Below are 18,730 nucleotides of genomic sequence, written 5' to 3' on the forward strand. Positions count from 1 at the left end.
GCTCCTCCTCTTCTGACTACTGCTCGTCAGATAGTTGCCATAAGGGCAGTACGATATTTTCATAGGTCAGTGGATCAAGATTTGTGACGGTGATCCCCAAAAGACGGATGCCTTTTTCCAGACCTAAAATTTCTTCCCAAATCAGACTTGCTTCGGAAAATAGCTGTTCTTTTTTATGAACATAGGTTGGCAAGGTCACTCGCTTGGTGATCGTAGAGTAATCACTGTAACGAACTTTCAACACGACCGTCTTGCCATGTTTTTGTGTGCGCTTCAGTGATCTTTCGACTTCTTCTGCGATAGCCCGTAACTGGCTCAATACTTGTTCTTCACTGGTTAATGGATTGCCGTATGTATGCTCTTTTCCAACTGATTTCCGTTCTCTCGTCACACTAACTGGGGAATCATGGATCCCTCTAACTTTCCGATACAAGGAATACCCCATTTTGCCAAATTCACGAATCAGCGCCATCTCACTCCAGCCATACAGATCAGCTCCTGTAAAAATACCTAACTCATGCATCCGCGGAACAGTTTTCTTCCCGATCCCGTGAAATTTATCAATGGGTAATTGTTGCAAAAATGCCACTGCCTCATCTGGCATCACCACCGTCAATCCTCGTGGTTTATGATAATCCGAAGACAGTTTTGCCAAGAATTTGTTGTAACTGACTCCTGCCGAACAGGTCAGATGAGTCTCTTGCCAGATGTCTCGTTGAATCAAACGAGCGATCTTAATTGCTGAAGGACAATTGATCTTGTTGACTGTGACATCTAGATACGCTTCATCAATAGAAACTGGTTCGATGATGTCGGTGTACCGATGAAAAATTTCTCTGACTTGCTGGGACACTTCACGATACTTTTGATGATTTCCCGGTTTAAAAATTGCTTGCGGACAAAGCTCATAAGCTTTTTGCGCACTCATTGCCGAGTGGATGCCATATTGTCGTGCCAGATAATTGGCGGTCGTGACCACTCCTCGTCCGCCAGTATCACTTGGGTGACGGGCAATGACGAGGGGATGCTTAGCAAGCTCTGGATCATCCCGTTCTTCCACCGAAGCAAAAAAAGCATCCATATCAATATGAATAATTTTGCGGCTCGTATCATTTTTTAAGGGAAATTGCAGTTCCGACATCGTTGTTCACCTCACTTCTTATTATAAACGAACAGAGGTTCCCTATCAAGCAAGGAATCGAGGGAAGCACGCAAAAAGGACCAATCTTCATTGGTCCTTCCTTCTACATTCACTGCTTTTGCGGCCCTCTTCATGGTCCAAGAAGTTCTACTATAAGGCAGCTTCCCCTCGTTCATTAGTGCGAATCCGAATCGCTTCTTCCAACGGGTAGACGAATATTTTGCCGTCACCGACTTCATCTGTCCGACAGATCGATACAATCAGCTCAATCACCGCATCGACTTTTTCATCTGCTAAAACAAAACGGACATTTACTTTTGGTAAAAGAGTTGTGATCACTTCTTGGCCACGAATAAACTCTTTGAGGCCTTTTTGATTGCCACAGCCCAGCACTTGACTGACTGTCATGCCGCTGATCAAATCAGAATGATCCAAAGCGGCCTTTAGTTCTTCTAATTTTTCTTGGCGAATAATCGCTTCAACTTTTTTCATGACTGCTCCTCCACTCTTAAGAGTCTAACCCCATAAAGGTAGGATAGGCCGTTTCGTCATGTTCGATCCGATCCATCCCCACTGCTTCTTCTTGTTGCGATACGCGAATCGGCATTACCCATTTGATCAAAGTGATAATGACAAAGGATAAGATACCTGCGAATAGAATCGTAAATACGATACTTTCGGCTTGTGCGAGAAAAAGATCAACGCCGCCATAGAGCAATCCTGACCGTCCACCCACTGCTGGATCCGCAAAGATCCCCGTCATCAAACCGCCAAAGATTCCGCCTACGCCATGGCAGCCAAAGGCATCCAGCGCATCATCTAATCCTAGACGATGTTTGATGACAGAAATAAAGAAGTAGCAAAACGGACTGACTAAAGCGCCAATGATAAAGGAAGACCAAAGCGAGACAAATCCCGCACCTGGTGTGATGGCAACTAAGCCCACGACGGCTCCAGTACACGCACCAACGATCGTCGGTTTGCCCAACACGATTTTTTCGATCAGCATCCAAGAAAGCATCGCACTGGCTGCTGCCGTATTCGTGGTCATTAGGGCGTGGATCGCTAGACCATCAGCTGCTAACGCAGAGCCAGCATTAAAGCCAAACCAGCCAAACCATAAAAGGCCAGCACCTAGTACAACAAAGGGAATATTATGAGGACGATATTCGGTTTGATGAAATTCTCGCCGCTTACCGACAACGATCGCTAAGACTAACCCACTGATACCCGAACTGATATGAACGACATTGCCTCCTGCAAAATCGATCGAGCCGATCGCATCTAAGAAACCGCCGCCCCATACCATATGTGCCATTGGAAAATACACGAGAACTAGCCAGAAGCCGATAAATAGGAAAATAGCTGAGAAACGCATTCTGCCCACGACAGATCCAGTAATGATCGCCGTGGTGATCAAGGCAAACATCATTTGAAAGGCCGCAAATAACCCTTCAGGAATCCCTTCTCCTTCTGTCATCGAGACATGATTGAAAAAGACTTTATCTAAATTCCCAATAAATGAGCCTGTGCCGCTAAAAGATAAGGTATACCCTAAAGCGACCCATAGCACAGACGCCAAGCCCATCGTACAAATCACCATCATCATGGTATTGAGGATGTTTTTGCGACGTTCCAATCCTCCGTAAAAAAATGCCAATGCTGGAGTCATAAGAAAAACCATGCCGCTACAAATTAAAATAAATGCAATATTCCCTGTGTTCATTTTTGACGCCTCCTTTTCTTTATGTTAGCTATCCTAACATCATATTTTCAAATAATCTAGATTTTTCTGAGAAAACCGTGAATTTTCTGAAAATAGCTAACTATTGATGTCAGATATTTTAACACAAGTCCGAAAAAAGATAAAAAAATACCGAGAGAATTCTCGGTATGATTACGTTTCTAATTGATGGTAGGCTTGATAAACAAGCTGTTTCTTCACTTGATTGCGTTTAGCCACTTCTTTGATGGCTTCTTTCGAAGACAAGTCTGCCTCTTCCATCAAGGCTGCCACCTGTTCAGCATAGCTTCCTTCATAAACGACTTCAGGGATTTCAGAAGCGCCTTCCACTAATAGACAGCATTCCCCTTTGATTGGTTGTTGGTCGAGGTATTCAATCAATTCTGAAAAGGTCCCTCGCAAGTATTCTTCGTGGATTTTCGTCAATTCACGGCAGATAACTGCTTGACGTTCTCCCAATACCTCTTTCATCGTTTCGATCGTCGCTGCGATTCGATACGGTGACTCATAAAAAATCATCGTAGCTTTTTGGCTTGCCAATTCACTTAACGCTTGCTTTTGTTCTTTTTTCTTACGAGGTAAAAAGCCATAAAAAAGATTCGGCTGCGGTGATAAGCCAGAAGCGATCAGCGCGGTCAAACCAGCCGTAGGACCTGGGAGCGCAATCACTGCGATTCCTTCGACCAAGCACGCCTTGACTAATTCATGACCTGGATCACTAATGGAGGGCATACCAGCATCACTGCATTGGGCAATAGTCTTGCCCATTTGCAGCTGTTCTATCAGCTGTGGCACCCGTTCTTTATAATTGTGTTCATGTAAGCTTTTTTGCGGTGTCGCAATCTCAAAATGATTCAACAATTTTTGGGTATTTCGAGTATCTTCACTTGCGATCAGGTCCGCTTCTTTTAAAATTTTGACACCTCGGAATGTCATATCTTCCAAGTTACCGATCGGTGTTGGAACAAGATACAGTTTCCCAGTGTCTTGTTTATAACTTTGCTGCTTTTGCATGTACTGCTCCTTTCGAAAAAAAGACCAGCAGAAACTGATCTTTTTTCTAACGAACCGCTTCGTCTGTCAGCTATTTGCCGCTTTCACGATAAATCACTTCTAGACAAAACGCACAAGGTTCGTCATGTTCTCTGCGAGAACCGTATAAGTCATAACAAACATGAAATCCTTCTTCGTAAATCTTTTCTAAATTCATCCGTGATTTAGAAAGCTCTTGTTTGACCGATTCAGCGGGTGCATCTGCCACTTGGTTCAACTCACGAATGTGTTCACGTAAGCGTTGATTTTCCAATTCTAATGTCGTATTTTTTTCGACGATTTCTTGCAAAGACTGCTTCATTTCCGCTAGATTATTCAAGGAATTTTGCAACTCCACTTCTAACTGATTCAATCCGTCATATATTGATCGTTTGTCCATGCTCATTATGGTCACCTACTTATTTTGTCACTAGTTCTTCATAATCATACTCGATTGGTGTTTGCCGATCATGCAAACGGACTTTGATCACTCGGCTCAACAGATCCAGCCCGACCACACGTCCTTTGCCATCTGGCGTTTCAACTTCCTTGCCGCGATCCGGCAATTCTTTTTTTGCACGCTCATACTCTTCACTTTCGTACTTAAGACAACACATCAAACGACCACATAACCCTGAAATTTTTGCAGGATTTAAGGAGAGTCCTTGATCCTTAGCCATCTTGATGGACACTGGGATAAAATCGCCTAAAAACGTCGCACAGCATAGTTTGCGACCGCAGGGTCCAACTCCGCCTAGCGCCTTTGCTTCATCCCTGACACCAATTTGGCGCAGTTCGATCCGTGTATGAAATTCACTTGCCAAGTCTTTGACCAACTCACGAAAATCAACGCGGCTTTCTGCCGTGAACGAAAAAATCAGTTTTGTGCGCTCAAAGGTATATGCCACCCGAATCAGCTTCATTGGCAGCTGGTGTGCTCGGATTTTTTCTTTTCCGATTTTCAACGCTTCGTCTGCTGCTTTTTGATTGGCGGCAGCTTGCTCCAAATCTGTTTTCGTCGCTCGACGCAGGATCGGTTTGACTGCTTGAGGCAAATCGCTCTCATTCATTTTTCTGCTTTTTGTAACCACCGTGGCAAGACATTTGGCATCTTGTGATTCCACGATGACTTGTTCATTTATGGTATAGGTCTGTTTTTTTGGTGTGTAAAAATAAATCTGGCCCACGTCATGATAACGCACTCCGACAACTTCGATCATCTCTGGTCTCCTTTTCCGGCTGCTGCGTTTTATCCATAGATGATTTTCACGGAAAATTGTTCTGCCACTCCTTGGAAAGACACATTGGCTTGCAATTTTTTTTGTGCTTGCAATGCGGCTTCAATGGCACGATTGATCTCTTTTCCCCATAAACCTTGTGCCAACAATCGATCTCGTTCCTCTTGAAAGTAAAATAACAAGAGCAAAAAGATTTCTGATTGCTGATTTTTTTCTTTTGCTAGACCCAATAATTTTTTCTGAACAAAAATAAATGCTTGCGGGTCTTTCTTCAAAAGGTAATTCACCCAACGCTTAACAGCATCCTTAGTTTCATTAAACCATTCATCCTGCGAGATTTCAACTGCTTTATGATAACTATTCGTCAAGTGGCTCAGAAGTCGACTCGTCTCTTTAGAAAGTCCTTCTTCTTGGAGCTTCTCCTGTAGTTTTTCTTTTGACAGCTGCGAAAAATGAATGATCTGACAGCGAGACTGAATCGTCGGCAAAATACGTCCTAAACTCTCAGTTTCTAAAATCGCCAAAAAGTTTCCCACCGGTTCTTCCAAAAACTTTAATAGGCTGTTGGCAGCGCTGTTGTTCATTTTGTCAGCTTGAGACAAAATAAAGATTTTCAGACGACTTTCAAAGCCGCTTTTTGAGAACTCCTCTTGCAGCTGCCGAATCTGGTCGACTTTGATCATCTGCCCATCCGGCTCGATTTGGATGACGTCAGGATGCTCTCCTTGGGCGATCCGCAGACAATTGCTGCATGTGCCGCACGGGGCTTCTTCTTGCACATTGATACAAAAAAGGCGTTTTGCGAGCCACAGACTTAATTCGTGCTTGCCAGTCCCCTTGTCCCCTTCAAAAAGATAAGCATGAGCAATGCGCCCATGCTTGATACTTTTTTTTAGTTGGGCAAAAACAAGAGGCTGATATTCTTGTAGAAATAACTCCTCCATGAAAAGCTCCTTTTTTAATATTGATGGAATCCGTCAACCGGTAGCACGAACACAGTTGCTCCGCCGACTTCGACTTCGACTGGATAAGGAACTTGACCGTCTAAGGAAATGTCTAAAGACATCGGTGTCGAGACATATTGTTTTCTTGATTGACAGGTTTTTTTGATCAATTCTAATGCATCTTGTACCCGATCGTCTTCAATACCAATGATAAACGTACTGTTGCCAGCCTTTAAAAACCCACCCGTTGAGGACAATTTTGTAGCACGGATATTGGCATCAATAAACTCATTTGCCAAACGATTACTGTCTTTGTCTTGTACGATTGCCATAATTAATTTCATGGGACCATCTCCTTTGTGTTATCCAACCTACTCTAGATTGACTTGAAGTAAGCAGGATACGATTCAACGATTGCTGAATAGCTGGATTCAACAACTTCTTGTAACCCCATTCTAGCATCAATCTTATGAATGCGTACAGGATTTTCTTCCGCCAGCTTAAGATACGCATGACGAACCCGTTGATGAAACTCCAATCCTTCCGAATCTAAGCGGTCATATTGATGTGCGCGGTTTTCTTGGATGCGACGCAAGCCAGTATCAGAGTCAACATCTAGATACAAGGTAAAATCAGGCGTCGTTCCTTCCGTCGCAAACTCGTTGATCCGTGCGATCTCAGGAATCCCGATGCGGCGTCCAGCTCCTTGATAGGCAAGCGAACTGTCAACAAAGCGGTCACAGATCACGATGTGTCCAGCATTCAATGCCGGCAGGACAACCTCAATCAAGTGTTGGCGGCGGGCCGCTGCATAAAGTAAGGCTTCCGTCCGCTCATCCATTTCTTCATTTCGCGGATCTAAAATAATTTTACGAATCTTTTCAGCGATTTTAACTCCGCCAGGTTCTCTTGTTTTCACGATTTTTCTTGTTGCTTCAAGCTGTAACCGAGGATACAACTCTTCGATCACACTGGTTTTTCCAGCACCATCCGGTCCTTCGATGGTTATAAACAATCCATTCACCCTAATTGCCTCCAATATCTTTATAATTCTCGGCGACCTTCTACTGCTTTTAGCAAGGTCACTTCATCCGCGTATTCAATATCGCTGCCCACAGATAAGCCATGAGCCAAACGCGTGACTTTAATACCAGCAGGCTTGATCAAACGTGACATATACATCGCCGTTGCTTCACCTTCCGTGGTCGCATTGGTCGCAATAATCACTTCTTTGACCTGATCATCATGCAGCCGCTGTATCAGCGATGCAATGTTGATATCTTCTGGACCTGTCCCTTCCATCGGGGATAACACGCCATGCAGCACATGATAAAGTCCATGATACTCCCGGACTTTTTCTAGTGCCATGACATCTTTAGGCTCTTCAACCACTAAAATCGTTTCTTTGTCTCTTGTTGGATCACTACAGATCTCACAAGGATCTTCTTCAGTTATATTTCCGCAAATACTGCAAAAGTGCAAATCTCGTTTGACACTAAGCAACGATTTGGCAAACTCATTGACGACTTCTTCTTTCATATCGATCGTATAAAATGCCAAACGTGTCGCGGTTTTTTGTCCGATTCCCGGCAGTTTCATGTAACTGTCGATCAATCGGGCGATCGGTTCAGGATATTGCACCGTCATTTCTCCTTTTATAGACCCGGAATGTTTCTTGTATATTTGCCCATCGTTTGTTCCGATTCTTTTTCAATTTTCTTCAATCCGTCATTGACAGCTAAAATGATCATATCTTGCAGCATTTCCACATCGTCAGCATCAACGATCGCTTCATTGATAGTAATGTCTTGTAACGTCTTATCGCCAGTAAAGGTCGCTTTGACATAGCCATTTGTCGATTCGCCGATAAATTGTTTGCTGTTCAGCGCTTCTTGTTCTTTCATCATTTCTTTTTGCATTTTTTGCATTTGTTTCATCATGCCTTGCATATTTCCCATGCCTCGCATCATTATCAATCACTCCATTTTCATTAATTTTCTTCAATGCTGGTTAATTCACCAAATAACTCTTGCGCTTTTGTTACTAAGTCGTCATTTTCAGGTTCGACAGGAGCGGCTTCGGTCTCTTCTTGGTCTACTTCAATTTCCGAATCTGCCGTTGCTTGACCGCCGGCCAAAAACTCTTGCCGTAGTGCTGGCCAACTTTCTTTTGTGATAAAGACAGCCTGGGGGGCGTAGTCTTTGATCATGCGAGACAATTGATTATGGATCATCAATTGAAACTCTTGGTCGTTACTTGCTCGCTGGCATAAGATCTCATAGTCAAAAGCGATCACGACGCCCGATTCGCTGGCAGCTTTTGCTTCACTGGAATGCAGCATCGCTCTTTGCGTCACGGAAAGAGACATCAAAAGATCGTCCCAAACATTGCGAACGTTTGCCAAGTCTTTCTTCGTTGCACTTTTCAGTACTTGGAACACGCGTTCCTTTGGTAAACGGAACGTAGTGGTCGCCTTGGCTTTCTTCACTGGCGCAGTGGTTTCCGCAACGGCACCTGCCGGTCGATTCTCCTGCAGTCGTTGCACCTCTGCCTGAAGTTTTTGCAATGCTTGCCGTAACTGCGCCACTTCTTGACTATTATCAGCTGAATTGCTAGCAACAGCAGCACTTTCCGGATCATTGGCTAATTTGACCACAGCCACTTCCAGATAGATCGTAGGATTGTTCGTAAATCGCACTTCATTTTGCGTATCGTTTAAGACCGTGATCCAGTGATAGATTTTTGCTGGCGGGGTATTTTTTGCCAGTGTTTGAAACGCTTCAGTCAATTGCAGAGACTTTTCAGATAGCAGCTGCGGCGCTTGTTGATACATCAGCAAGTCTCGACAATAAACCAACAAGTTTTCCAATAAACGTCGGGCTTCTTTACCAGAGGCTAATAACTCCCGCAAGGTCGCTAACGCATCGGCAACTTCTTTTTCCCCGCAAGCCTGCATCAGACGGTCCATCATTTCATAGGACAAGCTGCCCGTCACTTCAAGAGCATCTTGGGTCGTTACGGTTCCATCACTAAAAGCGATCGCCTGGTCGGTGATACTCAAGGCATCCCGCATACCGCCTTCTGCGGCTCGCGCAATGATCTGTAAAGCTTCTGCTTCGTAATTGATCTCACTAGTAGTAAGGACCGTTTCTAAATGACCCACGATATCTTGCGTATTGATCCGTTTGAAATCAAAACGTTGGGTTCGAGAAATGATCGTTGCTGGAATCTTATGGGGCTCTGTTGTTGCCAAAATAAAGACAACATTTTTCCGTGGTTCTTCCAATGTTTTTAGTAAAGCGTTGAATGCGCCTGTTGACAGCATGTGCACTTCATCAATGATATAAACTTTGTATTCAGCTTGGGTCGGTGCATAGTTCGCACGATCACGAATAAAGCGAATTTCTTCTACACCGTTGTTGCTTGCCGCATCGATTTCGATCACGTCTTCTTGCGTCCCTGCTGTGATTGAGCGACACATATCGCACTCATTGCAAGGCTCACCGTTGACCTGGTTCGGACAATTGATGGCTTTGGCAAAAATTTTCGCTGCACTTGTTTTCCCGGTTCCTCGAGGACCCGTAAATAAATAGGCATGCGAGATCTGGTTTTGATCGATTGCATTTTTTAAGGTTTGGGTAATTGCTTTTTGTCCGACAACATCATCAAAACGCTGAGAACGCCAAACACGATATAATGCTTGATAAGCCATAGTTTTCCACACTCATTTCAAAATTCGCTACCTTCTATTATACGTAATATCAGCCAAAAAAACCACCGTTTGCGTGGGGGAATCTCAAAAGAAATGGAAATTTAATCCGCAATCTCCAATTTGTCTCTTTTATTCAAATCCACCTGCGAACGAACCGTTTATTGATGGATTTTGCGAAAAACTCCTCTCCAACTTTAGACTGATAACGTAAATCTCACCTCCTATGGTATAATGAATCTATGTTCATCTATTGTGATGAAAACAATTTAAAGGAGGACTGAAAATGGGTATTATCAAAGCGGCAACAAGCGCAATTGGCGGCGGATTAGCAGATCAATGGCTAGAGGTGATCGAGCCTGACAATATGAGCGATTCGACAGTAATGACAAAAGGTGTCAAAGTGCGGCGTAATGACAAACGCGGTTCCAACAGAAAAGGCACAGAAGATGTCATCACTGATGGCTCAGTGATCCATGTCTATCCGAATATGATGATGTTATTGGTTGATGGCGGGCGAATCATCGATTATACCGCCGAAGAAGGCTACTATACAGTGAAAAACGAATTAGCGCCTTCAATGTTAAACGGTTCATTGAAAGATGCGATTTCTGAAACGTTTGACCGCTTTAAGTTTGGTGGCGTTACACCGCAAAAACAACAAGTTTTTTATATCAATCTACAAGAAATCAAAGGGATTCGCTTCGGTACTTCCTCGCCTTTGAATTATTTTGACAACTTTTACAACGCAGAACTTTTCTTGCGGGCGCACGGAAACTATTCCTTACGAATTACCGATCCAATTTTGTTCTATACGAATGCGATCCCAAAAAACAAAAGTCAAGTCGATATCAACGACATCAACGAGCAGTACTTAGCTGAATTTTTGACCGCCCTACAAACAGCGATCAACAAAATGTCCGCTGATGGCGAACGAATTTCTTACGTTCCATCTAAGAGCATGGAATTAAGCAAATATATGGGAACAGTTCTTGATGACAGCTGGCGAGAACTCCGAGGAATGGAAATCGTTTCGGTTGCCGTCGCAAGCATCTCTTATACGGATGATTCCGTAAAATTGATCAACATGCGGAACCAAGGGGCAATGTTAGGTGACCCTTCGATTCGTGAAGGCTATGTTCAAGGTTCGGTAGCTCGTGGTATGGAATCTGCCGGTAGCAATGCCGCTGGCGCTACGACTGGGTTTGTTGGCATGGGCATGGGGATGAACGCTGGTGGCGGTTATTTGAACCAAGCGTCACAAAACAACCAACAGCAGATGCAGCAGCAACAAGCACCTGCACAAAGCAACGCAGATCATTGGGACTGCCCACAATGCGGCACATCTAATACTGGTAAATTCTGCAGCAATTGCGGCACGCCTAAACCAACGAGCGATGGACCAAGTCTGAAAATGAAATGCAGCGATTGTGGTGAAGTGATTGATTTAGCCAACGGCATTCCAAAATTCTGTCCGAATTGCGGCAAACCTTTCAAAGGTGTCCCAGTAGACTAATTGAGGAGGATTGCTGATGGATGTTATCACACATAAGTGCCCCAATTGCGGGGGCGCTTTAACCTTTGATCCTGGCGATCAAAAATTTCATTGTCCATTTTGTCTGAGTATTTTTACTGAAGACGAAGTCACTGCCTTTGAAGAAAAGCAAAAAGAAGCGCAAATGGCCGCTGATTCTTCTGTAGATGCCACGGCTACCTCAGTGACGGAGCCGAGCTTTGAAGAAGAAGTGCAGCAACAAGCCAATGCACAAGCGGGACAGATGGACCTTTTCACCTGCCCCAGCTGCGGTGCTGAAATCGTGACGGATGCGACTACAGCTGCAACCTATTGCTACTTTTGCCATAACCCGGTCGTTTTATCTGGACGGCTTTCGGGAGAATTTTTGCCAAACAAAGTCCTTCCCTTTGCGATCGAAAAAGAAGAAGCAACGCAAAAGTTTTTAGAATGGGCGCAAAAGAAAAAATTCGTCCCACGGGATTTCTTCGACCAAGCACAAGTAGAGAAATTGACTGGCGTATACTTCCCTTATTGGGTCGTCGATGCCGAGATGAACGGCTCCCTCTCAGGAATGGGTACCTCCTTGCGTATTTGGCGCGTTGGTGATATTGAATATACCGAGCATAAACAATACGATGTCTTGCGACGAGGAAAAATCAAGGTGAATGAATTGCTCAAGCATGCGCTGTCAAAAAATGTCCAGCAAAAAATGGTAACTGGTGTTCAGCCGTTTCCCCTTGAAAAAGCTGTTAATTTTCGCAGTCAGTATTTAGCCGGCTTCCAAGCAGAAAAAAGAGATATTGAATACATTGATCTTTCCGACGAAGTCAAAAACGAATTATCGGGGTATGCTGAAAATCTGCTAGCAGGTACCGTCAATGGCTATACTAGTTTTAAACGCAACAATCGATCCATCAATCTAACAAAAGAAGAAAACAACTACGTTTTGCTTCCTGTATGGCTAGTGACCTATCGAGCCGATGATGAAAACAAGAGTGCCTTTTATTATGCGATGAATGGGCAAACAGGAAAAGTCAGCGGTGTTTTACCGATCAGTTACAAACGCTTGGGAATCGTCAGTGGCGCAATTTTCGCGGCAACGACCATCCTCGCATTGATTGGAGCGTATTTCTTATGAAAAAACTATCTTATTTGTTGCTTCTGCTGGTTGGCTTTTTCTTTACCACCCTGCCCGCCTTTGCAGCCGAAGAGACAGTCGCAGACCACGCTGGACTTTTTACCGAACAAGAAATCCAGAAGTTGAATGAAGAAGCAGAAGCGCTGAATGCGAAAATCAAAGGCGAAGTGTTTATTCAAACAACGAACAGCAACACGGGAGATATCGAGTTGTATACTGATCGGTATCTTTCGAGACGAATCGGCAACGACAACAACGGATCCGCTTTGGTGATCGATATGTCGCAACGTAAATTTCACGTTTCGACTTCTGGAAATATGATCGATTACCTCACCGATTCACGTCTAGACAATCTTCTTGATGCGGTATTTGACCAGATGGCAGAGGGAAATTATTACCAAGCGGCATTGGTCTATCTGCAAAAAGCAGCTGGTTTTGTGGAAGCAGGTGTTCCTGCCGATCACTATCGTATCGATCGTGATACTGGAAAAATTACTTATTACAAAGTGATGACGCCACTAGAAATTGCTATTTGCTTAGCGATCGCAGCAGTGATCAGTATCGCCTTTTTCATCATTGTTAAATCCCGTTATCAATTAAAAATGGGCGGCTACAAATTTAACTATCTAGAAAAATCAAGTATTGATCTGACCCAAAAAGAAGATCGCTTAGTCAACTCCTTTGTCACAACCAGACGCATCCCCCGTCCTTCGAATAATGGCGGAGGCGGCGGTGGTGGCGGTTTTTCTGGCGGTGGCGGCGGCAGTACGACCCACTCTTCTGGTGGCGGTACTTTCGGCGGCGGCGGACGCAGTTTCTAATCGTTAAATAGTTGTTTTGAATGTAAAAAAGAGTTCCTTCAAACGGGAACTCTTTTTTTTTGCTGCTATTCATACCATGAATCGACAAGATCCTTTAGCTATCGTCACAATGATTTTGACCCTATCGAAGGTAAAGATATAGAGATCCTTTTGATAATTTTAAATGAACCTCATCGATTTTACTTGAGTATGCTTTTTATTCAAATTATTTCCTTAAACACAGAGAAATCAATATTGCCGCCGGAGACCAAAGCCACAGTTTTCTTTCCTCGAAGTAAATGATCGATCTGTCCGCTTAAAATCGCCGCTGTACTTAATGCACCAGCACCTTCTGCAATGACTTTTTCCTTCAAAGCCAAGTAATGGATCGCTTGTTCGATGTCGGATTCTTCAACTAAGACCGTTTCATCGATACGGGTCTTTAAAACATCATAGGTCAGCTCCCCTGCCAAAGCGACGTCACAGCCGTCGGCGATCGTTCTACTGCGGCGATTGGCTACCAGCTTTTGCTGCCAGATCGATGCGATCATACCATAAACGCCATAGGATTGAACGCCGATGATTTTGACTTCTGGACGAAGTTCTTTTAAGGCTAAAGCCATCCCAGCGATCAACCCACCACCGCCGATGGGAATAATGACATTATCAACATCTGCAAGATCCTCTAACAGTTCGATCGCAATCGTTCCTTGCCCCTCCATTACTGCACGATCATCAAAGGGAGAGACAAAAACTTCGCCACTTTCTTTCATGGCGTCTACTGTCAGTTGTTTGGTTTCATCAAACGTCTCTCCTGCTAAAACGACTTGTGCGCCATAGCTTCTTGTCGCCTCTATTTTTGTTTTAGCAGCCGTTAATGGCATAAAGATTCGGACATTGATCCCCAGTAACGATCCTGCGAGAGCAACACCTTGCGCATGATTTCCTGCAGAACATGCGATGACACCGCGAAGTTTTTCTGCATCAGTCAATGAAGCGAGCTTGTTATACGCCCCCCGCGCTTTAAAGGAGCCGGTACGCTGTAGATTTTCTAATTTCAAAAATATCGCGCCCTCTTTTTCTTTGCCTAAAATATTACTTGGTGCAAGTGGTGTATGGATCATGATTGGTTTCAATCGTCGATACGCAGCAGCGATCCCCAGACTGTCCGTCAACACTTCCTCAATCACAAACGTTCCCCCTTTTTTGTTTTTTTATACTCTCATTGAAGCACAGAACTTGTAGAAAAACAAACTGGGGAACTCGTACAAGCAAAGAGCACTTCCCTATCCTTTACACGTCAATGTCACCAACTATTCTTACAGAAGAATTTTCAGAAAATAATGACATTTCTTTTCTGAAGTGCTATACTTAGAAAAATTAAAAAAGGGTGTGAACGAATGACAATCGATTGGTCAAATTTAGGGTTTTCTTATATCAAGACGCCATGGCGTTTTTTGGCAACATGGAAAGACGGTTCTTGGAATGAAGGCGAACTTACCGAGGATAATTATCTGCATATCCACGAGGGATCAACCGCTCTTCATTATGGACAGCAATGTTTTGAAGGACTAAAAGCCTACCGAAGAAAAGATGGCGGCATCAATTTGTTCCGTCCAGACGAAAATAGCAAACGGATGAATCGCAGTGCCTATCGCCTGCGCATGCCAGAGGTTCCTGAGGACTTTTTCTTAGATGCGGTAAAACAAGTAGTAAAAGCAAATCAGGAATATGTTCCACCTTATGGCAGCGGCGCCACCTTGTATATTCGTCCTCTATTGATTGGGGTCGGAGAAAACATCGGTGTCAGTCCAGCACCAGAGTATATTTTTACGGTTTTTTGTATGCCTGTCGGTCCTTACTTTAAGGGCGGATTGACACCGACCAATTTCATTGTTTCTGATTATGATCGCGCGGCACCAAATGGTACTGGCGCAGCCAAAGTTGGTGGAAATTATGCTGCGAGTTTGTTGCCTGGATACGAAGCCCATCAGCGGAAATTTTCCGACTGCATCTATCTGGATCCAGAAACGCATACCAAAATCGAAGAAGTCGGTTCTGCTAACTTTTTCGGAATCACGGCTGACAATGAATTTGTGACACCAAAATCTCCTTCTATTTTGCCAAGTATCACAAAATATTCATTGCTGCATCTAGCGCAACACTCATTAGGATTGACCCCTGTTGAAGGCGATGTTTATCTCAATGAGCTGGATCGGTTTGTCGAAGCGGGTGCCTGCGGAACAGCTGCTGTTATCTCCCCAATCGGCGGGATCCAAAACGGTGAGGATTTTCATGTGTTCTATAGTGAAACGGAAGTTGGTCCACAAACAAAAGCATTGTATGATCAATTGACCGGCATTCAATTTGGGGATATTGCGGCCCCAACAGGGTGGATCTTTGATGTCCCATTGAAATAGCCACACCCATAGACCATTATAAAACGAACGGTCCACTGTGATCGTTCGTTTTATTCTCTTTCCGCCAACCAATTCCTTTCCATCAGGAGAGAATTGATTGCCACAACTCTTTCGACTTGTTACAATCATAGCAAAGGGAGGCGTAATGATGGGTAAACGACTCGGCTATTCTTTGCTTGCAACAGCATTGTATTTGGTGGTTTCCAATATCGGTAATCTCGTTTTTGGTATCAACCGCAGCTTTAGCTGGACCACAACATTGTGGGAAGCATTTTTCTTTTTTATTTTTGTGTTCCTATTCCAACAATTCCGAAAAAAATAAGCAGTGATCCTCGCTAGTAAGAAACGGGGATCGCTGCTTATTCCTTTTGCAGGAATTTCATTTACTAAAAAAAAGCGCCAAACCCCTTCATACGAAAGGATTTGACACTAAGAAAAATTATTTAACTGTTACTGAAGCGCCAACTTCTTCTAAAGCTGCTTTCAATGCTTCAGCTTCGTCTTTAGAGATGCCTTCTTTAACTGCTGAAGGAGCTCCGTCAACGACTGCTTTCGCTTCTTTCAAGCCTAAGCCAGTTGCTTCACGAACTGCTTTGATAACTTTAACTTTTTGATCGCCAGCTGCAGTCAATTCTACAGTGAATTCAGTTTGTTCTTCAGCAGCACCAGCATCGCCAGCTCCACCAGCTACAGCTACAGGAGCTGCAGCAGATACGCCAAATTCTTCTTCGATAGCTTTAATTAAATCGTTTAATTCTAAGATTGTCGCGCCTTTTAGCTCTTCGACAATGTTTTCAATGTTCAATGCCATTTTGTTTTCCTCCATTTAAGTAAGTAGTTTAGTTTTTTAATACTGAAAAATCATGCGGCAATTATGCTGCATCTTCTTCTTTTTCTGCCACTGCTTTGACAGCGTAAGCCACGTTGCGGATAGGTGCTTGTAGCACAGATAGCAACATAGAAAGAAGTCCTTCGCGGTTTGGCAATTTCGCCAATGCAGTAATTTCTTCCAATGAAGAAACTTTGCCTTCGATGATACCGCCTTTGATTTCTAAAGCTTTTGCGTCTTTTGCGAAATCGTTAATGATTTTTGCAGGTGCAACAACGTCTTCGTTACTGAATGCTACGGCAGTAGGACCAGTGAATACTTCACCTAAACCTTCTAGACCAGCTTTTTCAGCAGCACGAGAAAGAATTGAGTTTTTGATAACTTTCATCTCAACGTTTGCATCACGCAATTGTTTACGTAAGCGAGTTACTTCATCAACAGTTAGTCCACGGTAGTCAACAACGACTACAGATGCGGCTGCAGAGAATTTTTCACTCACTTCATCAACGATCGCGGATTTTTTAGCGATAGCTGCTTCACTCATTTATATTTCACCTCCTGATTTTGATGGAAGAGTTTCTTCGAAACGAACGGTTCCTATGTCTTAAAAAAAAACAATAAAAAACTCTATGCCACCGTAGACATAGAGGGACTATTGAAGGTTCTCAATAAACGTCCTCGGTAGGAAATTAAGGCAAATGCCACCTACTGTCTTCGGTACAGTTAAACTTTTAACCTTGACTACCTTACCATAGATAAGGCAGTCAAGTCAATAAAAGTTTTAAATTTTTGTATTAAATTAGAAAGAAGCTTGTTCTACATGGATCCCAGGTCCAAATGTTGTTGTAACTGAGATATTTTTCATGTATTGACCTTTTGCTGCTGAAGGTTTAGCTTTCAACAATGTTTCATGGATTGTTTTGAAGTTTTCGATTAATTTGTCATCTTCAAATGAAACTTTTCCGATTGGTACGTGGATGTTTCCAGCTTTGTCAACACGGTAAGTTACTTTACCAGCTTTAACTTCGTTAACTGCTTTTGTTACGTCCATTGTTACTGTACCAGTTTTAGGGTTAGGCATCAAACCTTTAGGGCCTAACACACGACCTAATTTACCAACAGTAGCCATCATGTCAGGCGTTGCAACAACAACGTCAAAATCGAACCAGCCACCTTGGATTTTTTGAACCATATCGTCGTCACCAACGAAATCAGCACCAGCTGCTTCTGCTTCTTTGGCTTTATCGCCTTTAGCAAAAACTAAAACTGTTTGTGTTTTACCAGTACCGTTTGGTAATACAACCGCGCCACGGATTTGTTGATCCGCTTTTTTAGGGTCTACGTTTAATTTGTAAGCAACTTCAACCGTTGCGTCGAATTTTGCAATATTTGTTTCTTTTGCCAAAGCTACTGCTTCTTCAACTGAATAAGCTTTTGTAGCATCAACTTTTTTCAATGCTTCTTGCATTTTTTTGCTTTTTTTAGCCATTTTGTTTCCTCCTTGATGTGGTTATAACGGTAGAACCTCCCACGTGTCCCATATTTTTCAATATGAAGCCGACTGAGAAGCTACTTCCTTAGGGCTGTAATTATTCTACAGTGATCCCCATGCTTCGTGCAGTTCCTTCAACCATGCGCATTGCTGCTTCAACGTCAGCTGCGTTTAGGTCTTCCATTTTCAATTCAGCGATTTCTTTTACTTGATCGCGTGAAACTTTTGCAACTTTTGTTTTGTTTGGTTCGCCTGAACCTTTTTCAACGTTTGCTGCTTTTTTCAACAATACTGCTGCTGGTGGTGTTTTTGTAACGAAAGTAAATGAGCGGTCTTCGTATACAGAGATCACTACTGGAATGATCAAACCTGCTTGATCAGCTGTACGAGCATTGAATTCTTTAGTGAATCCCATGATGTTGATACCCGCTTGACCTAGCGCAGGACCTACCGGTGGAGCTGGTGTTGCTTTACCTGCAGGAATTTGCAATTTAACGATTTTTTCTACTTTTTTTGCCACGAGACATACCTCCTTGAGTCCGTGATGTGGTTAATTGGAGATCCAAATTTCTCCTCCCACTTTGGTGATTCATGTGCACACACAAAAAACGTGTGACGAAAGCACACTGGAATATTATAGCATCTTTAAGGAATAATTCAAGGTTTTTCAGCTGTTTTTTTTTTGAAAAAATACTCACCAACGCTTTTCATCCTTCCTTTGATAAAA

General features: G+C 43.3%; 22 protein-coding genes and 1 other annotated feature. Of the genes, 5 read left to right on the forward strand and 17 right to left on the reverse strand.

Annotation, left to right across the window (positions count from 1 at the left end; genetic code table 11):
- Positions 1 to 16: 16 nt before the first annotated feature.
- The 12 genes from dinB to dnaX form a co-directional block, all read right to left on the reverse strand.
- Positions 17 to 1,141: a DNA polymerase IV gene (dinB, locus tag IGI73_RS09405; RefSeq protein WP_005229832.1), complete on the reverse strand. Its 1,125-nt coding sequence runs from the start codon at positions 1,139 to 1,141 to the stop codon at positions 17 to 19.
- Between the two features lie 150 nt (positions 1,142 to 1,291).
- The gene (locus IGI73_RS09410) at positions 1,292 to 1,633 is read right to left on the reverse strand and encodes a P-II family nitrogen regulator (RefSeq protein WP_428207185.1); all 342 of its coding nucleotides are present in this window, start codon (positions 1,631 to 1,633) and stop codon (positions 1,292 to 1,294) included.
- Positions 1,634 to 1,649: 16 nt separating this feature from the next.
- Complete coding sequence (locus IGI73_RS09415) at positions 1,650 to 2,867, reverse strand: ammonium transporter (RefSeq protein ID WP_005229828.1); 1,218 nt, start codon at positions 2,865 to 2,867, stop codon at positions 1,650 to 1,652.
- 171 nt (positions 2,868 to 3,038) lie between these two features.
- Entirely contained in the window at positions 3,039 to 3,899 is an 861-nt protein-coding gene (gene rsmI / locus IGI73_RS09420; RefSeq protein WP_428207184.1) for a 16S rRNA (cytidine(1402)-2'-O)-methyltransferase, read from the reverse strand.
- Positions 3,900 to 3,969: 70 nt separating this feature from the next.
- A complete protein-coding gene (locus IGI73_RS09425) occupies positions 3,970 to 4,317 on the reverse strand; it encodes a DNA replication initiation control protein YabA (protein WP_026008088.1) in 348 nt (115 codons plus the stop codon).
- Between the two features lie 19 nt (positions 4,318 to 4,336).
- On the reverse strand, positions 4,337 to 5,137 hold the full coding sequence (locus IGI73_RS09430) for a PSP1 domain-containing protein (RefSeq protein WP_438759194.1): 801 nt from the start codon (positions 5,135 to 5,137) through the stop codon (positions 4,337 to 4,339).
- 29 nt (positions 5,138 to 5,166) lie between these two features.
- A complete protein-coding gene (holB, locus tag IGI73_RS09435; protein ID WP_428207183.1) occupies positions 5,167 to 6,099 on the reverse strand; it encodes a DNA polymerase III subunit delta' in 933 nt (310 codons plus the stop codon).
- 14 nt (positions 6,100 to 6,113) lie between these two features.
- Entirely contained in the window at positions 6,114 to 6,443 is a 330-nt protein-coding gene (locus IGI73_RS09440; RefSeq protein WP_005229817.1) for a cyclic-di-AMP receptor, read from the reverse strand.
- Positions 6,444 to 6,475: 32 nt separating this feature from the next.
- Positions 6,476 to 7,123, reverse strand: a complete 648-nt coding sequence (gene tmk / locus IGI73_RS09445; protein WP_005229815.1) for a dTMP kinase — start codon at positions 7,121 to 7,123, stop codon at positions 6,476 to 6,478.
- A 20-nt stretch (positions 7,124 to 7,143) separates the two neighbouring features.
- The gene (recR, locus tag IGI73_RS09450; RefSeq protein ID WP_005229813.1) at positions 7,144 to 7,740 is read right to left on the reverse strand and encodes a recombination mediator RecR; all 597 of its coding nucleotides are present in this window, start codon (positions 7,738 to 7,740) and stop codon (positions 7,144 to 7,146) included.
- Positions 7,741 to 7,754: 14 nt separating this feature from the next.
- The gene (locus IGI73_RS09455) at positions 7,755 to 8,069 is read right to left on the reverse strand and encodes a YbaB/EbfC family nucleoid-associated protein (RefSeq protein ID WP_005229811.1); all 315 of its coding nucleotides are present in this window, start codon (positions 8,067 to 8,069) and stop codon (positions 7,755 to 7,757) included.
- Between the two features lie 20 nt (positions 8,070 to 8,089).
- A complete protein-coding gene (gene dnaX, locus IGI73_RS09460) occupies positions 8,090 to 9,811 on the reverse strand; it encodes a DNA polymerase III subunit gamma/tau (protein WP_015509951.1) in 1,722 nt (573 codons plus the stop codon).
- 283 nt (positions 9,812 to 10,094) lie between these two features.
- On the opposite strand from dnaX, the gene IGI73_RS09465 reads away from it, so the two are divergent.
- The 3 genes from IGI73_RS09465 to IGI73_RS09475 are packed head-to-tail and all read left to right on the forward strand — an operon-like array spanning position 10,095 to position 13,283.
- The gene (locus IGI73_RS09465; protein WP_010749514.1) at positions 10,095 to 11,324 is read left to right on the forward strand and encodes an SPFH domain-containing protein; all 1,230 of its coding nucleotides are present in this window, start codon (positions 10,095 to 10,097) and stop codon (positions 11,322 to 11,324) included.
- A 16-nt stretch (positions 11,325 to 11,340) separates the two neighbouring features.
- Positions 11,341 to 12,462 (forward strand): TFIIB-type zinc ribbon-containing protein, encoded by a 1,122-nt coding sequence (locus IGI73_RS09470; protein WP_428207182.1) that lies wholly within the window; start codon positions 11,341 to 11,343, stop codon positions 12,460 to 12,462.
- Positions 12,459 to 13,283 carry a TPM domain-containing protein gene (locus IGI73_RS09475; RefSeq protein WP_428207181.1) on the forward strand — a complete coding sequence of 275 codons (825 nt, stop codon included), beginning with the start codon at positions 12,459 to 12,461 and terminating at the stop codon, positions 13,281 to 13,283. Before IGI73_RS09470 ends, IGI73_RS09475 begins: the two co-directional genes overlap by 4 nt.
- A gap of 200 nt (positions 13,284 to 13,483) precedes the next feature.
- Here the strand turns inward: IGI73_RS09475 and IGI73_RS09480 are convergent, their stop codons facing one another.
- Positions 13,484 to 14,452 carry a pyridoxal-phosphate dependent enzyme gene (locus tag IGI73_RS09480; protein WP_428207180.1) on the reverse strand — a complete coding sequence of 323 codons (969 nt, stop codon included), beginning with the start codon at positions 14,450 to 14,452 and terminating at the stop codon, positions 13,484 to 13,486.
- Between the two features lie 210 nt (positions 14,453 to 14,662).
- On the opposite strand from IGI73_RS09480, the gene IGI73_RS09485 reads away from it, so the two are divergent.
- Entirely contained in the window at positions 14,663 to 15,682 is a 1,020-nt protein-coding gene (locus IGI73_RS09485; protein WP_005229799.1) for a branched-chain amino acid aminotransferase, read from the forward strand.
- 148 nt (positions 15,683 to 15,830) lie between these two features.
- Positions 15,831 to 16,004 (forward strand): hypothetical protein, encoded by a 174-nt coding sequence (locus IGI73_RS09490; RefSeq protein ID WP_005231922.1) that lies wholly within the window; start codon positions 15,831 to 15,833, stop codon positions 16,002 to 16,004.
- A gap of 117 nt (positions 16,005 to 16,121) precedes the next feature.
- On the opposite strand, the gene rplL is transcribed toward IGI73_RS09490, so the two are convergent.
- The 4 genes from rplL to rplK form a co-directional block, all read right to left on the reverse strand.
- Positions 16,122 to 16,493 (reverse strand): 50S ribosomal protein L7/L12, encoded by a 372-nt coding sequence (gene rplL, locus IGI73_RS09495; RefSeq protein ID WP_003127081.1) that lies wholly within the window; start codon positions 16,491 to 16,493, stop codon positions 16,122 to 16,124.
- Between the two features lie 61 nt (positions 16,494 to 16,554).
- Positions 16,555 to 17,055, reverse strand: coding sequence for a 50S ribosomal protein L10 (gene rplJ, locus IGI73_RS09500; protein WP_016610861.1), 501 nt, complete (start codon positions 17,053 to 17,055; stop codon positions 16,555 to 16,557).
- 65 nt (positions 17,056 to 17,120) lie between these two features.
- Positions 17,121 to 17,247, reverse strand: a sequence feature (ribosomal protein L10 leader region).
- A gap of 63 nt (positions 17,248 to 17,310) precedes the next feature.
- Entirely contained in the window at positions 17,311 to 18,000 is a 690-nt protein-coding gene (gene rplA / locus IGI73_RS09505; protein WP_005229790.1) for a 50S ribosomal protein L1, read from the reverse strand.
- Between the two features lie 100 nt (positions 18,001 to 18,100).
- The gene (gene rplK, locus IGI73_RS09510; RefSeq protein WP_005229787.1) at positions 18,101 to 18,523 is read right to left on the reverse strand and encodes a 50S ribosomal protein L11; all 423 of its coding nucleotides are present in this window, start codon (positions 18,521 to 18,523) and stop codon (positions 18,101 to 18,103) included.
- Positions 18,524 to 18,730 lie beyond the last annotated feature (207 nt).

It is taken from the genome of Enterococcus sp. DIV0755f (assembly GCF_051713725.1).
Lineage (GTDB): Bacteria > Bacillota > Bacilli > Lactobacillales > Enterococcaceae > Enterococcus_D > Enterococcus_D casseliflavus.

Excerpts from the sequence above, each read along its gene's own strand:
- dinB (WP_005229832.1), bottom strand. The coding sequence starts at position 1,141 with ATGTCGGAACTGCAATTTCCCTTAAAAAATGATACGAGCCGCAAAATT.
- IGI73_RS09410 (WP_428207185.1), bottom strand. The coding sequence starts at position 1,633 with ATGAAAAAAGTTGAAGCGATTATTCGCCAAGAAAAATTAGAAGAACTA.
- IGI73_RS09415 (WP_005229828.1), bottom strand. The coding sequence starts at position 2,867 with ATGAACACAGGGAATATTGCATTTATTTTAATTTGTAGCGGCATGGTT.
- rsmI (WP_428207184.1), bottom strand. The coding sequence starts at position 3,899 with ATGCAAAAGCAGCAAAGTTATAAACAAGACACTGGGAAACTGTATCTT.
- IGI73_RS09425 (WP_026008088.1), bottom strand. The coding sequence starts at position 4,317 with ATGGACAAACGATCAATATATGACGGATTGAATCAGTTAGAAGTGGAG.
- IGI73_RS09430 (WP_438759194.1), bottom strand. The coding sequence starts at position 5,137 with ATGATCGAAGTTGTCGGAGTGCGTTATCATGACGTGGGCCAGATTTAT.
- holB (WP_428207183.1), bottom strand. The coding sequence starts at position 6,099 with ATGGAGGAGTTATTTCTACAAGAATATCAGCCTCTTGTTTTTGCCCAA.
- IGI73_RS09440 (WP_005229817.1), bottom strand. The coding sequence starts at position 6,443 with ATGAAATTAATTATGGCAATCGTACAAGACAAAGACAGTAATCGTTTG.
- IGI73_RS09455 (WP_005229811.1), bottom strand. The coding sequence starts at position 8,069 with ATGATGCGAGGCATGGGAAATATGCAAGGCATGATGAAACAAATGCAA.
- dnaX (WP_015509951.1), bottom strand. The coding sequence starts at position 9,811 with ATGGCTTATCAAGCATTATATCGTGTTTGGCGTTCTCAGCGTTTTGAT.
- IGI73_RS09465 (WP_010749514.1), top strand. The coding sequence starts at position 10,095 with ATGGGTATTATCAAAGCGGCAACAAGCGCAATTGGCGGCGGATTAGCA.
- IGI73_RS09470 (WP_428207182.1), top strand. The coding sequence starts at position 11,341 with ATGGATGTTATCACACATAAGTGCCCCAATTGCGGGGGCGCTTTAACC.
- IGI73_RS09475 (WP_428207181.1), top strand. The coding sequence starts at position 12,459 with ATGAAAAAACTATCTTATTTGTTGCTTCTGCTGGTTGGCTTTTTCTTT.
- IGI73_RS09485 (WP_005229799.1), top strand. The coding sequence starts at position 14,663 with ATGACAATCGATTGGTCAAATTTAGGGTTTTCTTATATCAAGACGCCA.
- IGI73_RS09490 (WP_005231922.1), top strand. The coding sequence starts at position 15,831 with ATGGGTAAACGACTCGGCTATTCTTTGCTTGCAACAGCATTGTATTTG.
- rplL (WP_003127081.1), bottom strand. The coding sequence starts at position 16,493 with ATGGCATTGAACATTGAAAACATTGTCGAAGAGCTAAAAGGCGCGACA.
- rplJ (WP_016610861.1), bottom strand. The coding sequence starts at position 17,055 with ATGAGTGAAGCAGCTATCGCTAAAAAATCCGCGATCGTTGATGAAGTG.
- rplA (WP_005229790.1), bottom strand. The coding sequence starts at position 18,000 with ATGGCTAAAAAAAGCAAAAAAATGCAAGAAGCATTGAAAAAAGTTGAT.